The organism is Arenibacter catalasegens, from assembly GCF_002909235.1.
GTDB lineage: Bacteria > Bacteroidota > Bacteroidia > Flavobacteriales > Flavobacteriaceae > Arenibacter > Arenibacter catalasegens.
In genome coordinates this window covers 59,245-74,586 of the sequence record NZ_PHQQ01000030.1, presented here as the reverse complement: position 1 = coordinate 74,586, position 15,342 = coordinate 59,245, and the positions used below count along the sequence as shown (strand labels likewise).

Annotated in this window: 13 protein-coding genes and 1 pseudogene; 8 read left to right on the top strand and 6 right to left on the bottom strand. The window is 38.6% G+C overall.

The annotated features are described in order from the left end of the window. From CWD90_RS23655 to CWD90_RS19775, 7 genes and pseudogenes are all read left to right on the top strand, one after another. Positions 1-1,538, top strand: a pseudogene (locus CWD90_RS23655) (hypothetical protein); the annotation flags it as partial. A 31-nt stretch (positions 1,539-1,569) separates the two neighbouring features. After that, positions 1,570-3,594 carry a T9SS type B sorting domain-containing protein gene (locus CWD90_RS19800; protein WP_103477790.1) on the top strand — a complete coding sequence of 675 codons (2,025 nt, stop codon included), beginning with the start codon at positions 1,570-1,572 and terminating at the stop codon, positions 3,592-3,594. Positions 3,595-3,597: 3 nt separating this feature from the next. Further along, entirely contained in the window at positions 3,598-4,566 is a 969-nt protein-coding gene (locus CWD90_RS19795) for a PorP/SprF family type IX secretion system membrane protein (RefSeq protein ID WP_103477789.1), read from the top strand. 182 nt (positions 4,567-4,748) lie between these two features. Further along, positions 4,749-5,282: an isopentenyl-diphosphate Delta-isomerase gene (gene idi, locus CWD90_RS19790; RefSeq protein ID WP_103477799.1), complete on the top strand. Its 534-nt coding sequence runs from the start codon at positions 4,749-4,751 to the stop codon at positions 5,280-5,282. Continuing rightward, on the top strand, positions 5,279-5,686 hold the full coding sequence (locus tag CWD90_RS19785) for a 6-carboxytetrahydropterin synthase (protein ID WP_103477788.1): 408 nt from the start codon (positions 5,279-5,281) through the stop codon (positions 5,684-5,686). The genes idi and CWD90_RS19785 overlap by 4 nt, the downstream gene beginning before the upstream one ends. A 93-nt stretch (positions 5,687-5,779) precedes the next feature. Further along, positions 5,780-6,748 (top strand): type I phosphomannose isomerase catalytic subunit, encoded by a 969-nt coding sequence (locus tag CWD90_RS19780; RefSeq protein WP_103477787.1) that lies wholly within the window; start codon positions 5,780-5,782, stop codon positions 6,746-6,748. A 32-nt stretch (positions 6,749-6,780) separates the two neighbouring features. Further along, positions 6,781-7,050: a hypothetical protein gene (locus tag CWD90_RS19775; protein ID WP_103477798.1), complete on the top strand. Its 270-nt coding sequence runs from the start codon at positions 6,781-6,783 to the stop codon at positions 7,048-7,050. Between the two features lie 53 nt (positions 7,051-7,103). Here CWD90_RS19775 and CWD90_RS19770 read toward each other — a convergent pair whose 3' ends face one another. The 4 genes from CWD90_RS19770 to CWD90_RS19755 all read right to left on the bottom strand — a co-directional run bounded on the left by CWD90_RS19770 (position 7,104) and on the right by CWD90_RS19755 (position 12,386). Continuing rightward, entirely contained in the window at positions 7,104-7,817 is a 714-nt protein-coding gene (locus tag CWD90_RS19770) for a DUF4369 domain-containing protein (RefSeq protein WP_103477786.1), read from the bottom strand. A 44-nt stretch (positions 7,818-7,861) separates the two neighbouring features. Next, a complete protein-coding gene (locus tag CWD90_RS19765; protein WP_103477785.1) occupies positions 7,862-9,124 on the bottom strand; it encodes a DUF819 family protein in 1,263 nt (420 codons plus the stop codon). Between the two features lie 44 nt (positions 9,125-9,168). Beyond that, complete coding sequence (locus tag CWD90_RS19760) at positions 9,169-9,972, bottom strand: Cof-type HAD-IIB family hydrolase (RefSeq protein ID WP_103477784.1); 804 nt, start codon at positions 9,970-9,972, stop codon at positions 9,169-9,171. Between the two features lie 158 nt (positions 9,973-10,130). Beyond that, positions 10,131-12,386, bottom strand: coding sequence for a penicillin-binding protein 1A (locus tag CWD90_RS19755; protein WP_192878046.1), 2,256 nt, complete (start codon positions 12,384-12,386; stop codon positions 10,131-10,133). 221 nt (positions 12,387-12,607) lie between these two features. Between CWD90_RS19755 and CWD90_RS19750 the strand changes: the two genes are divergently transcribed. Continuing rightward, on the top strand, positions 12,608-13,381 hold the full coding sequence (locus tag CWD90_RS19750) for a S1/P1 nuclease (protein ID WP_103477782.1): 774 nt from the start codon (positions 12,608-12,610) through the stop codon (positions 13,379-13,381). Positions 13,382-13,679: 298 nt separating this feature from the next. On the opposite strand, the gene CWD90_RS19745 is transcribed toward CWD90_RS19750, so the two are convergent. Both CWD90_RS19745 and CWD90_RS19740 read right to left on the bottom strand, forming a co-directional pair. Continuing rightward, positions 13,680-14,279, bottom strand: a complete 600-nt coding sequence (locus tag CWD90_RS19745) for an alpha-ketoglutarate-dependent dioxygenase AlkB family protein (RefSeq protein ID WP_103477781.1) — start codon at positions 14,277-14,279, stop codon at positions 13,680-13,682. After that, positions 14,276-15,163 (bottom strand): AraC family transcriptional regulator, encoded by an 888-nt coding sequence (locus CWD90_RS19740; protein ID WP_239986570.1) that lies wholly within the window; start codon positions 15,161-15,163, stop codon positions 14,276-14,278. The genes CWD90_RS19745 and CWD90_RS19740 overlap by 4 nt, the downstream gene beginning before the upstream one ends. Positions 15,164-15,342 lie beyond the last annotated feature (179 nt).

Below are 15,342 nucleotides of genomic sequence, written 5' to 3'. Positions count from 1 at the left end.
ATACGGGAGCCACTGGAGCAACCGGCGCTAAAGGAGATACAGGTGACACCGGAGCTACAGGAGCCACTGGTGCGAAAGGAGATACAGGTGATACGGGAGCTACAGGAGCAACCGGTGCTAAAGGAGATACTGGTGACACGGGAGCTACAGGAGCCACTGGTGCTAAAGGAGATACAGGTGACACGGGAGCTACAGGAGCCACTGGTGCTAAAGGAGATACAGGTGATACGGGAGCTACAGGAGCCACTGGTGCTAAAGGAGATACCGGTGATACGGGAGCTACAGGAGCCACTGGTGCTAAAGGAGCCACTGGTGCTAAAGGAGATACAGGTGACACGGGAGCTACAGGAGCCACTGGTGCCAAAGGAGATACCGGTGATACGGGAGCTACAGGAGCAACCGGCGCCAAAGGAGATACAGGTGACACGGGAGCTACGGGAGCAACCGGTGCCCAAGGAGATACAGGTGATACAGGAGCCACCGGCGCTAAAGGAGATACCGGTGATACGGGAGCTACAGGAGCAACCGGTGCTAAAGGAGATACAGGTGACACGGGAGCTACAGGAGCCACCGGTGCTACAGGAGCCACTGGTGCTAAAGGAGATACAGGTGATACCGGAGCTACGGGAGCAACCGGTGCTAAAGGAGATACAGGTGATACGGGAGCTACGGGAGCAACCGGTGCTAAAGGAGATACAGGTGATACGGGAGCAACCGGTGCCCAAGGAGATACAGGTGACACGGGAGCTACAGGAGCCACCGGTGCTAAAGGAGATACAGGTGATACGGGAGCTACAGGTTCAACTGGTGCTAAAGGAGATACAGGTGATACGGGAGCTACAGGTTCAACTGGTTCACAAGGTCCAGCAGGTCCTGCCGGATCGGATGGTATCGATGGTGCTGTAGGTCCTCAAGGTCCAGCAGGTCCAACAGGAGCCACAGGTTCACAAGGAGCTACAGGAGTAACGGGTTCACAAGGAGCAACTGGCCCAGCAGGGGATCCAGCAACGGATGACCAAGATTTAAGTTTGGCCTCCCATATACTGAGTCTCACAGGGGATCCAACTGCAACACCTATAGATTTGTCTGTGTATTTAGATAATACGGATGATCAATACGATGATGAAGTTCTATTACGTGTACCTATTGATGTTGATGATGCTGGCAAAGCAGTTGTAACAAATGAAACAACCGTACAGGAGGTAATCCAAGCAATTGCTCCAATTACATCAAAAGCGGCAAGGATATTTTATCCTCCATCCATTGCAGTGGATGCCTCTACAACAGGCATGGGTAGGACAATTAATCTGCATACGCAATATACGGCTCAGTTTGGATCGCCAATGGTAGCTAGTAATTTGGCACCTGGAACCATACCAACCTATGCCAATACAGAGCTGTATTACTATGTTACGTATTATGATAATATGGTATTTGAGAATGTAAGTGTAGATGAATTTGGTGTAATGACCTATGATGTTAAAGCAACACCAACAGATTATAATTCATTGATCAACGTAGTATTTGTAGTTAAATAATATCAATTAATCATTAAGGAATACCAGGAGTTTGAAATCAAAGCATATATATAGATTTCTTTTTGTTAGCCTAGTAACCATTTTCTTTGGTACTAATTGGGCCAATGCACAGTTTTTGTTGCAGGCACCCAATAGTACCGATGAGAATAATTACAAATGGTATGAAGCTTCCGATACCTCCACGGTTTTAGGTACTGATTTCTTTTATGAGGTTACTGCATCAGGTATTTATTTTGCAACCTATGATGGCACAATATGTGGAGCTAACGCAACAGGTTATTTTATTGTAACGGATTGTACAAGTCCCGATAATGAGGTGACCATGGATATTTCCAATAATGTAAGTCCTAGCGCCGCAATAAGTTGGTTGCCGGCAGTTGGTGGTGATCAGCTGAGGCCAACGGTAATAGCTACACAAAGTGTAGTGCGCTATACCGCCACTGTGACCAAGGCTGGGAATTCTTTTGATTTACCGAATTTTACGGTGGTTTGTTTACAGCAGTCCAGTATTTTGGTTGATGACTTTATAACTGTCAACGAAGATTCATCTGTAGTTGTACCTATTTTTGATAATGATAGCAATTTGCCTACTACCGGTATTTTGACTACAACAAATCCATTTAATGGGAACGTTCTTGTTAATGATAATGGTACGCCCAACAATCCATCGGATGATATTGTGACATTTGCTCCGAATCCGAACTATAATGGTCCAATTACATTTACTTATACCATTTGTAATGCGCTGGGTGATTGTAGTACGGCAACCGTAAATATAGATGTACTTCCAATTGTCGATGCATTTGATGATTCTGTGGCTACCCTAGAGAATATGCCTGTTGATATAGATATATTGGCGAACGATAATGATATCCCTGTATTGGGAACCATAACGACCACCAGTCCAACCAATGGCAGTGTAGTAGTTGACGACAATGGCACACCAAATGACCTTACTGATGATTTTGTATCCTATAGTCCTAATAGTGGTTATGTGGGAAGCGATCTTTTTACCTATACAATCTGTGACAATCAGTCCAATTGCAGTACGGCAAATGTTAATATACTGGTCAATCCGGCTGGAATAGTTGATATAGACAGTGATGATGATGGAGTTTTAGACAGTTTTGAAGACCTTAATTTGGATGGTGATAATGATCCGGATACAGATCCAACGGATTCCGATGGTGATGGTATAGCAGATTATCTTGATATTGATAGTGATAACGATGGTATTCCAGATAACGTTGAGGCTCAAACCACCCAAGGATATGTTCCTCCAAGTGGAACGGATGCAAATAATAACGGTCTTGACGATGCATATGAAAGTAATGGAAATCTTGGCTTGTTCCCGATAGACACGGATGGGGATAGTTTACCAGACTACTTGGATGATGATAGTGACAATGATAATGTGCCGGACAATATTGAAGGACATGATCATGATCATGACGGAATACCGGATGTTGTTTATATTGGTTCAGATAAGGATAATGATGGTCTAGATGATGGTTATGAAGGTAGTACGACCATAGACGTGGATGTTAATGATGAGATTAATGACCCATACAATGATCTACCCAACACAGATGGTGACGATGAAGTAGATTATAGGGACACGGACGACGACGACGACGGAATACTTACTATTGATGAAGATGAAAACGGGGATGGAAATTACGCCAATGACGATTTTGATGAGGATGGAATTCCGAATTATTTAGATTCTGATTTAATGGTATTGGATGTTGGAGTGGAGGTGTTTAATGTAATAACGCCTAACAACGATGGTATCCATGATGTATTGACGATAAGGGGAATTGAAAATTATCCAAACAATACAATTAAAATATATAACCGATGGGGAGTTTTGGTATATGCTACTAAGGCCTATAATAATGATTCCAATTATTTTGACGGTACTTCGGAAGGAAGGGTCACCATTAATAAAGACAATCAATTACCAGTAGGAACATATTTCTATATTTTGGACTATACCCCATCTGTAGGAGGGAAGATGACCACGCTTACGGGGTATATTTATATAAACAGATAAAGGATGCCAAATCTATTGAGAAACATACTAAAGCGGAACCCACTGTCATTGTGGTTGTTTGCCATAATTATTTTGGTAAGCTTTAAGGTACAGTCCCAACAAGACGCCCAGTATACCCAGTATATGTATAATACTGTAAGTGTAAATCCGGCCTATGCAGGTTCTCGTGGTCATATAAGTATGGCGGCATTACACAGGTCGCAATGGGTAGGTTTGAATGGTGCTCCTACCACACAGACTTTAAATTTGCATTCGCCCATAGGATATAGGGGAGTGGGTTTAGGATTATCCATTGTGAACGACAAAATTGGACCTACTTCTGAAACTTATTTTGATGGGGATTTTTCATACACCGTTTATACTTCCCAGGAAGGTAGATTAAGCTTCGGATTAAAAGCCAGTGCACATATGTTGGATATTCGCTATTCCGAGCTTAATCAAGATTATACCAATCCCGGAGGACCTGACCCTACTTTACAACAGGATGTTGATAATAAATTCTCCCCGAATATAGGGGCAGGAGTTTATTACCATACTCAGAAATTCTACGCAGGTTTGTCGGTACCCCGATTTTTACAGACTACCCATTTTGATGGTGAAGCATTGTCGACCGCTAAGGAACAGATGAATTTATATCTTATAGCAGGTTATGTATTTGATTTGAATACGAATTTAAAATTTAAACCTGCTATTTTGGCCAAAGTAGTACAGGGTGCACCGTTACAACTTGATGCCTCGGCTAATTTTATGCTTAGTGATAAGTTTATTTTTGGGGCAGCCTATAGATGGGATGCTGCACTGAGCGCCATGGTAGGCTTCAATATCTCCAATTCCTTTCTAATTGGATTGGCATATGACAAGGAAACAACCGAGTTGGGACAGGCTACATTTAATGACGGTTCCTTTGAGATTATTTTGCGTTACGATTTTATTAAGGAACTTGGCAATTTGAAATCCCCAAGATTCTTCTAAAAGTCCATCACAATTTTCATATTAATCTTAAAATTAAATTAATTCCACAATATTCGTTGTAGAAACTTTCTCCAGCCACCATTTCTGTGTGCAAAAGATTAATTTGCGGACCTATTCTTAAGTATTTAATTTTTATGACAGACTTAACCCTTATTATTGGGGAAAGGTTTTATTTTTACAAAATGGAAGAGGAAAACGTAATTCTTGTTAATGAATTTGATGTACAAATTGGTCTGATGCCCAAAATGGAAGCCCATGAAAAAGCTTTGCTCCATAGGGCATTTTCTGTATTTATAATGAACGATAAAGGGGAAACTATGATTCAACAAAGGGCGGGTCATAAATATCACTCCCCCCTTTTATGGACAAATACTTGCTGTAGTCATCAACGGGAAGGAGAATCTAATATTCAGGCAGGGAAAAGAAGGTTGAATGAAGAAATGGGTTTTGAGACGGAATTGAAGGAATTGTTTTCCTTTATTTACAAGGCACCTTTTGACAATGGTCTTACGGAGCATGAATTAGATCATGTGATGATAGGGCACTACAATGAGGAGCCCAACATAAACCCTGAGGAGGTTGCTTCATGGAAATGGGTTGCTCCCTTTGAAATTAAACGGGACATGGTTGCTTCCCCTGCGAAGTATACGGCTTGGTTTAAAATTATTTTTGATAAGTTTTACAATCATATTTCTCAATATAATTCGGCTATATGAAAGTTAAGGTAAGTAGGAAAGCTCATTTTAATGCTGCTCATAGATTGTATAGGCCAGATTGGAGTTTTGAGAAAAACGATGCCGTTTTTGGATTGTGCAATAACCCTAATTTTCACGGCCATAATTATGAGCTGGTAGTTAGTGTTACTGGAGAAATAGACACGGAGACTGGCTTTGTTATGGATATGAAGAAACTAAAAGATCTTATAAAGGATAAAATTGAATATCAGCTGGACCATAAAAACTTAAATGTTGAAGTGGAATGGTTCAAAACCCTAAATCCAACCGCTGAAAATATCGCCGTTTATATTTGGAATCAGCTAAGGCCATTTATTAAAGCTTCACACGAACTGGAGGTTATCTTATATGAGACTCCGAGAAATTATGTAACTTTTTCCGGTTAGTGGTATAATAAAATCAAATTACATAGGAAAATAATAAGCTCCGTATTAAACACCTCGATCAAATTATTAAGAAAATACATAATACCAAATAAAATGAATCTATATCCTTTAAAATTTAACCCAATCCTTAAAGAGCGTCTCTGGGGCGGTACTAAATTAAAAGATGTCTTGGGAAAGCCCATTGAAAATGACATTACAGGTGAAAGTTGGGAGCTTTCTGCAGTTGAAGGGGATGTGTCCATGGTTGCAAACGGTGATTTGTCGGGAACTTCGTTGCAGGAATTGATCAATAAATACCCAGAAGAATTATTGGGAAAAAGTGTTGTTGAACGATTTGGTAAAGAATTCCCCATTCTTATTAAGTTTATCGATGCCAAACAGGATTTGTCCATCCAATTGCACCCAAATGACGCATTGGCCAAAAAACGACACAATTCCTTTGGGAAAACAGAGATGTGGTACATAATGGATGCCGATAAGGGGGCAGAGTTGATCGTTGGCTTTAATAAAGATGTAACCAAAGAGGAATATGCCAAAAGTATTGAGGAGAATACGCTATTGGATTTATTGAACTATGAAAGTGTAAAAGAGGGGGATACTTTTTTTATTAACACTGGTAAGATGCATGCTATAGGTGCCGGGGTTTTGCTAGCTGAGATACAGCAAACTTCAGATATTACCTATCGTGTTTTCGATTTTAATAGAAAGGATAAAAATGGCAATTTAAGGGAATTGCATACCGATCAGGCCTTAGACGCAATAGATTACACTAAGAAGGCCGATTTTAAGGTAAAGTATTCCGATAAAAAAGACCGTGTAAATAATATGGTTTCTTGTCCTTATTTCAATACCAACATTTTGGAGCTTACCAAGGATATAGAATTGGATGTTGAAAAAAGGGATTCGTTCACCATCTACATGTGTGTAGGGGGTAAGGCAACAATCGCCAATGAATTTGGTACGGTAACAATAAAAAATGGAGAGACCACTTTGGTGCCTGCACAGTCCAAAAAAATAAATATAATGACAACCAGCGCAAAACTTTTGGAGGTTACTATCTGAAAATGATTACTTTTGCAAAAAAAATATTACCAATGGCAAGTATAAGAGATTTAAAAAAAGACATTAATTACGTTTTAGGAGATATTATTGAAGCAGTGTATTTAGTGGAAGCTTCTGGAAATAAGCAAAACTCAAAAGAGGGCAATGCGTTAATAGATAACGCAATTGAAACGTTTGACGAATTAATTGCAAAAGTTAACCAGAAGTCAGTTGAGAACAGACCAGCACATTTAAAATTGGTTAAAGCGGAATTGGAAACAAAAGCAGGTTCTTTAATTGAACAACTGAATAAATTGGGGTAATTATTACCTTGGAAGAAATTAAAAAAAGCATCCATTTAATGGATGCTTTTTTTTTATTGTTTTGACTCTTTTTTAGCAACTTCTAGATGTTCTTTTAATTCCTTGCCGTATTTGGATTTGGCTACTGCAGTAGAGAGCGAATTGTTTATGGAATCCAAATATTTAATATTGGCATCTCCAACCTCTTTAACGGCGATGTACGGAGCTATATAGGAATCTGCATTGTTCAATGCAAAGTTAATGGCATAAAGGTAACCGCGCTTAACATTTTTATCGACTAAATTTTGAATGGAATCAATGATTGTGGAATCATTTTGGATTTTGGGATCCATACCCAATCTTATAAATTCCAAATTCTTGGTGTTGAATTTGGACATAATTTCTTGAAATTCCCTTAACTTCTCATGGCTTTCAGATCCCTCAATTTTTGCATTCTGATCAAAAGTATTCCAATTAGTATTAATGGTTATATTTCCAGGCTCGGCAAAGAAGGTAATTCGGTCATTAATACTATTGTTGTCCTTTTTGTCCAAGTAAAGGTAAAATAACTCAGGGCTTTCCAATTCAGTGGTGAAGGAAAAATTGCCATCTCCTTCTACAAGAAGAGAATCAATAGTTACTAAGGTGGTGTCCACAATGTGTTGCAGGTATAAGGTTCCCTTTTTTAATCCTTTTACATTACCCGTAACGGTCATAGTATTTTCCGTACTGCCTCCACAAGAGATAATAACTATTGTTAGTACCGCGACCATTAAAATTTTCTTCATAGTATTTTTTTTGAAGCGCAAATATCACTAAAGTTTATGGAATTCTAAACTTTTGAAGCAATTTCCATAAGAATTGTACAAAGTATGGCACCGCCTGTCCCTACCACGTATCCAAAAACGGCCAATAGAACCCCTACCGACGTTAGGGATGGGTGAAATTCTGCGGCTACTACTGGGGCCGATGCTGCTCCCCCTACATTGGCCTGACTGCCCACGGCAAGAAAGAAATAGGGTGCCTTAATCAGCTTGGCCATAATGATTAGCAAAATAGCATGAATGCTTATCCAAACAAAACCTATGGCTATTAGGCCGGGGTTTTCCAGTACCTTGCCCAAATCCATTTTCATGCCAATAGTGGCCACTAAAATATAAATGAACATACCTCCAATTTTACTGGCACCGGCACCTTCATAATTCTTGGCTTTGGTAAAGGACAAACCAATACCTACCAAGGTTGCCAAAACTACCATCCAAAAGAAACTGGAACCTAAAAAGGATAAAAAACTTTTATTATCACTAACACTTTCATAAGTACTGATTAAATAAGAACTGATATAGTCCCCAAAAAAATGGGAAATTCCAACCCCGGTAAAACCAAAGAAAAGCATCATCATATAATCTTTCAAAGTGGGGACCCTGGTTATTTCTTCTGTAAATTTTGAAACTTTAATTCTAAGTTCTTCTATGGCAGAGGTGTCGGCCTTAAGCCAACGGTCTATTTTTTTAGTCTTGCCCACACCCAATAAAATTATGGCCATCCACACATTGGCAACCACAATATCAACCAAAACCATTCCGCCATACTTGTCCGGATTGTATTGATATATTTCGAGCATGGCAGCTTGGTTTGCCCCCCCTCCGATCCAACTACCGGCAATAGTCGACAAACCTCTCCAAATGGCATCAAAATCGTTCCCGCCAACGGTTTCAGGGGAGAAAATGGAAATTATTAAAATAGCCAACGGGCCACCAATAATAATTCCTACCGAACCGGTCAAAAACATTATAAGAGCTTTAGACCCTAAATTGGAAATGGCCTTAAGGTCAATGCTCAAAGTCATTAAAATGAGGGCTGCCGGCAGCAAATATCTACTGGCCATAAAATATAAGTTAGAGATCTCGTCCGAAATTATGCCACTACTTGCCAAAATCGAAGGCAGTAAGTAGCACATTAGTACGGCTGGTACTATATTGTAAAATTTACTCCAAAAGCCAGTTTTAAGGGAAGAGGTGTAAAATATAAATCCAAGACAAAGTGTAAGAAGTCCAAATACAACGGTATCGTTGGTAATGATCGGGTCGCTCATAAAAACATGTATTCAATAAGGCTTGTCAATTGCGCCAAATATAATCAAATTAAAATATGCTGTTTTATATAATGTGCTACCCCATCTTCAGAGTTCTTTAGGGTGAGGTCGCTAGCAATGCGTTTTACTTCCTCCCTGGCATTGGCTACCGCTATCCCACGTCCCACATTTTGAAGCATTTCCATATCATTGTAGTTGTCCCCGAAGGCAATAACGTTGTTTAAACATTCATGCTCCTGAAGTAAGAGCTTAATAGCAGTTAATTTGGAAACTGATTTTGGGGCGATTTCGATCAGGGTATCATTGGAGCGATATAGGTTTAATGTTTCTGAAAATTTCTTTTGTAGTAAGGGGAAAAGACCATCGGTATTTTCTTTATTGCCCATCAGCATTATCTTGTGGGCGCCCATTTTTCTATCCGTCCAATCCTGGATAGTTTTTTTTGTATCTCTAAATGTGGGAAGTGTTTTAGTATACTTTATTTCCTTTTGTACCCGCTCGGAGTCTATTTCCACGTACCATTCCTCCTTGGAATAAAGCCCTAATCGAATTCCTACATCGTTGGCCATGTCATAAATGGAAGCTATTTTCTTTGTATCGATAAAAGTGGAGAACAACACTTTTGAACCATGTAGTACCAATGCCCCATTATAACATATAATAGGTTCATTTTCAATGCCTAGGTTTTTTTGAATATAGGTCATGGATTGTGGCATTCTTGCCGAAACCAGTATAATTCTCAAATGTTTCTTAATTCTTTTGATCTCCGCAATAGTAAAATCGGACACATTATCTTTAAAAGTTAATAAGGTGCCATCAAGATCGGAACATAAAATTTTGAAATCCATATTATAAGATAGGGAATTTTAGTTTTTAAATCGTTTCGTTTTCAAAGATATAGTTTCACTATAAAATAGAGCGTTGATTTGCTTGAATAGTACTTTTGGAATCACTATTTGGGAATGGAAAACCGATAGCTACTACTAAAATAAATGGATTAAAGACCTTATGTTTTATTATTACCTGTTTTAAAATCCTTGGTCTTCTTCTTTTTTGGGTTTTTAAACAATCTTTTGAAAAAACCATCCTTTTTTACGGGGTCGCAATCCAAGGTATTTAACACTGCGGAGCTGGGAGTAGGGAATTTGGCTCTGGTTATATAATTGAAGGATTTATCAGTATTTAGTTTTTGCATCCATAAAGCAAATATGGGTAGTGCTGCATTGGCCCCTTGTCCCAGACTTGTGCTGTTGAAGCCAATTTCATGGTTGTCCAATCCCACCCAGGTAATATTAAGTAGTCTAGGGGTCAAGGCTACAAACCAAGCGTCTTTGTTGTTTTGTGTAGTCCCTGTTTTACCGGCAATATCATTTTTAATTCCATAAGTGGAGCGTATACGGGCGGCAGTACCACTGTTTACGGTAGCCTTCATCATTTCTATCATTATTTGGCCATTTTCTTCCGAGAAGGCCCTTTTTTCGGCTACTAAAGGTTTAAAAGTCTCAATAATAGAGTCCTTTTTATTTGCAATGCTTTGAATTAAAAATGGAGTTACTGGTTTGCCATTATTCAGAAAACTGGCATATGCACCCGCCAGCTCATTAATTTTAATCTCAGCGGTACCTAAAGCCAATGACGGCAATGCGGGTAATTTGGTATTGATACCCATTCTCTTTGCTTGTTGTATTACCTTGGGAATACCTGTTTTTTCCAACACTTTTACTGCCACGGTGTTAACAGAGTTACTCAGAGCCTCTTCCATAGAGTAATTTAGGTAGGCCTCATCTTTTTTGCCAGAATTACTGGGAGACCAACCTTCCATATTATCATAGGCTACTTCCTGAGCAGAAAAGTAAGTGCAGGGCGCAATGCCATTTTCCAGGGCAGCAGTATAAACAATAGGTTTAAATGCAGAGCCTACTTGACGTTTGCTCTGCGAAATATGGTCGTATTTGAAATGCTTAAAATTAATTCCGCCAATCCATGTTTTAACAGCTCCAGTTTTAGGATCTAAGGAAAGGGAACCTGTATTTAAGAATTTAAGGTAATGAAGTAAACTGTCAACAGTACTGGCTGAACGCATTTCATCTTGGTTCCAATCGCTAAGTAGCATTTCTTTTTTTAAGTTCATGGAATCCATTATTTGATTCTCGTCTAAGCCAGTATTCTTCCACTTTTTGTAGGGTTCTGAGCTCTGTATGATTTTATTGATGAGTTTTTTGTCACTTTTCCATGGTGCTCGGTTGCCATACCCTTTTTCAAAGCTGTTTTGAAGTCCCTTCATATGTTGTACCATGGCTTCTTCTGCCAAAATTTGCATTTTGGAATCCAATGTGGTGTATATTTTAAGTCCGGATGTGTATATATTATAATCATGGCCTTTGTCCCTCTGGTCATTGGCCCAACTTAACATTTGTTTTCTGACCTCTTCCCTAAAATAAGGAGCTATACCTTGATTATAATCGTAGTCCCTATAATTAAGTTTTAGCGGCAGTTGCTTAAGGCTATCTGCCTCTTGTTCTGATATAAAATCATTGGAATACATGGACTGTAAAACCAGATTACGCCTGCTTAGGCTGTTCTTTGGGAAAACACGAGGGTTATATCCATAGGTTGCTTTCAGCATGCCTACAAGGGTTGCGCTTTCCTCTAGTTTAAGCTCCCGAGCTGATTTGTTGAAGAATTTTAAAGAGGCACTTTCTATTCCAAAGGTATTGTCACCGAAAGAAACCGTGTTCAAATAAAGCTTTAGAATGTCGTTCTTGGAATAAATGGATTCCAGTCTTGAGGCAATTATCATTTCCTTCAATTTAGATACGGCCAGATTTAACTTTCCTGATCTTTCTCTTGGATATAAATTTTTTGCAAGTTGTTGACTAAGGGTACTACCGCCACCTGCGGATTGATCTTGCATCAGGATGGTCTTGAATGCTACCCTCATCAGACTCTTGTAGTCTATACCGGAATGATCATAAAACCGTTCATCTTCAATGGCGACCAAGGCTTCTATTAAGTTTTTCGGTATAGCTTCAAATTGTATAGGCTGCCTGTCGAACAGAAAATATTTTCCAATGAGTACGCTATCTGCAGAATAGACTTCGGAAGCTCTTTGGTGTTCAAAATTGGAAAGTTCTCGGGTATTGGGAAGCTTTCCCCAGGCACCTAAATAAATGGACACTACCAACAAGAAAACAATGCTCCCAACTACCAACAATGAAATGACACCAATCCTTGCAAACGGATTTTTTATTTTCTTGAACATCAATCTTAAAAATTTAGAGCTGCAATATCAAATTAATAAATTAAATAAGAACTCATCTTAACAATTACTTAAATTACAATGTGTTATTTTTGGAAACCAATTTCAACGGCTCAATGTAATATTTAGCTGTAAAAACAAGGCGTTCCATCAATTAATATTTTGACTCAATAAACGGCCATAGGACCTAAGGGAACCAATATTAAAAACCATTAAATTTAAAAATGAATAAAATAATTGCACTTTTTTTTCTTATGCTACAACTTGGCTATAGCAACGATATGGAATGGTCTAAGACAGGGCACAGGACTGTAGGGGAAGTGGCACAGAAACATTTGTCAGGCAAGGCCAATAGAGCTATTAAGAAGCTGTTGGATGGTCAAAGTTTGGCTTTGGTCTCAAATTTTTCAGATGAAATAAAGTCTGATAGAAGCTTTTCTAAATTTGGACCTTGGCATTATGTTAATTATCCGGGGGACAAAAAGTATACAGAGGTTACACCAAGTGTAGAGGGAGATATAGTACAGGGAATTGGAAAGTGTTTGGCAATTGTTAAGGATGAAAATAGCAGTGCTGCCGATAAAGTGTTTTATTTGAAAATGTTGATTCATTTGATGGGCGATTTGCACCAACCTATGCATATAGGCCGATTGGAGGATAAAGGAGGGAACGATATTCAATTGCAATGGTTTGGAAGAGGTACCAATTTACATAGATTGTGGGACTCCAACATGATAGATGATTATGGAATGAGCTACTCGGAATTGGCAAATAATTTGCCTAAGCTTACCAAGAATGAAATTAAATATATCCAGAATGGCAACGTGTATGATTGGGTGGAAGAGTCCCAGGATGTGGCCAATGAACTATACCTTTCAGTAGAGGAAGGTGAAAAATTGGGGTATGCCTATAGTTATAAATATTGGGCAACGCTGGAACAACAACTACAAAAAGGAGGATTGCGCTTGGCCAAGGTGTTGAACGAACTTTTTTCCTAAGCCGATTTTTCCAAAACTCATTTATACTGAAATTGCAATACTGTAAAGGGCGCCGTTGACCAAGGTTCCAATGGAGGAGTAAGCTTTTTATTAAGCTATGCTATTTGTTGTGTAACTGGTACTTATAATCGAAAAAAACATGGCTTTTGACCAATTTTTATATTATTTGGCAAAGAAATTGAGTTAGTATTATTGAAGTTGGGTGTGAGGAGACTAACGTAAAGGCCTGGTAGGTTAGGGGCAGTGTCCAACGGAAATAATAAAGGCATAAAAAAATCGGTTTTCGCAACCGATTTTTTTATTTAATAATTCTAAATGTAATGTTGATCCGTTCATTGATCGCTTTGGTAGTTTTGGGAATTTGGTGATACCAACAATGTTGGGTTACTCCCTTCATTAAAAGCAAGCTGCCGTGCTCCAATATTAACTTGTGCTTCAATTCCTTGTTCAATTTGTGTTTTAGGTGAAAGTAGCGTTCCTGCCCAAGGGTTATAGATGCAATTACAGGATTTTCTCCCAATGCTTTCTCATCATCAGCGTGCCAACCGTTACTATCCTTGCCATCTCTATATTGGTTTAACAAGCAACTTGTGAAGTGTATGCCTATTTCCAATTGAAGTTTATTCCTTAACGCCAACAATTCTGGCGAAAACATATGGGGATTCATGTTAATGTTGGAGTAGGAATAGGGTTTGTTGTTGTCCCCAAATAAGGCAGTTAACCTAGGCTGGGGATATGATTTTCCAAAAACAGTAATATCATCCTGTTTCCAAGGAGTATTATCCCTAAGTACCTTGAATAAATGGTCCGCCTTAGTCGTATTTAAAAAATTGGGATAATAATTAATATCACTATCGGGGAGTTGAAGGTCTATGCTATTGGCAAATAATCTGTTCACGATTGCAGCACACTTTTCAATTCATTTCTATATTCAGATGGATTTTGCCCTGTAAATGCTTTAAAAGATTTGTTGAAATGGGAGAAATTGTTGAATCCACTTTCAAAACAGACCTCTGTTATACTGATTGGCTTTTCTGCCAATAATTTGGAAGCATGTACCAATCTACATTCATTAACGAACTGTATGAAGGTCTTGTTGGTTATTTTTTTGAAATATCGGCAGAACGAAGGAACCGTCATGCTTACGAGATTTGCAATCTCCTCCAAGGTAATTTCTTCCTTAAAGTTTGTTTTTACATAATTAAAGACAATATTAATCCTGTCATTGTCTTTTACTTCAGTTTGTAATGAAAAACCTTGGGCGTTCAAAACTTGGTACTCTTTGGAATTCCCCAATTCATTTAAAATATTCAGAATGGATAGTAGACGTTGGAAATCACTCTGATATTCCATGATTTCAATTTTTTCACCAATTTTTTTCTTGGTTCTACCTGTAAAGGCTACCCCTCCTTTAGCAATTTGAAAAAGGCTTTGAATTTTTTTCATTTCGGGGATGTTGAAAAAATCGTTCCCTAAAAAGTCCTGCTTCATTTGCACTACACTTTCGTTTTTATTGCCGGTAAGTACATCTGTAAAACCACAATGGGGCAGGTTGGATCCAATTAAAATTAAATCCCCATCAGTATAATAGGAAACGTGGCTTCCAATTTGTCTCTTTCCAGAACCACCGTTCACATATACTAGTTCAATTTCAGGATGATAATGCCAAACCCCTACTTTATTGGGGTGATGTTCATCAAACTGTTGATAGGTATAAGAATGACCGAAATCAGGTTCTATTACCTCAAATGTAGGTTTAGGTATCATATCCTTTAATTTCATTTGTTAGTGTAAAGGTATTACAGCCTTTTAGCACTATTCTGTGCAAATTTAACTTAAATATGTTCTAAATTAACTTCTTAACAATTAATTAATATAGCGCTATGGTAAAATAGAATATAAACTGGAGAATAATGGAGTAGTGGGAGGGGAATTGCTGGTCTACATTTGCCTTATAAATG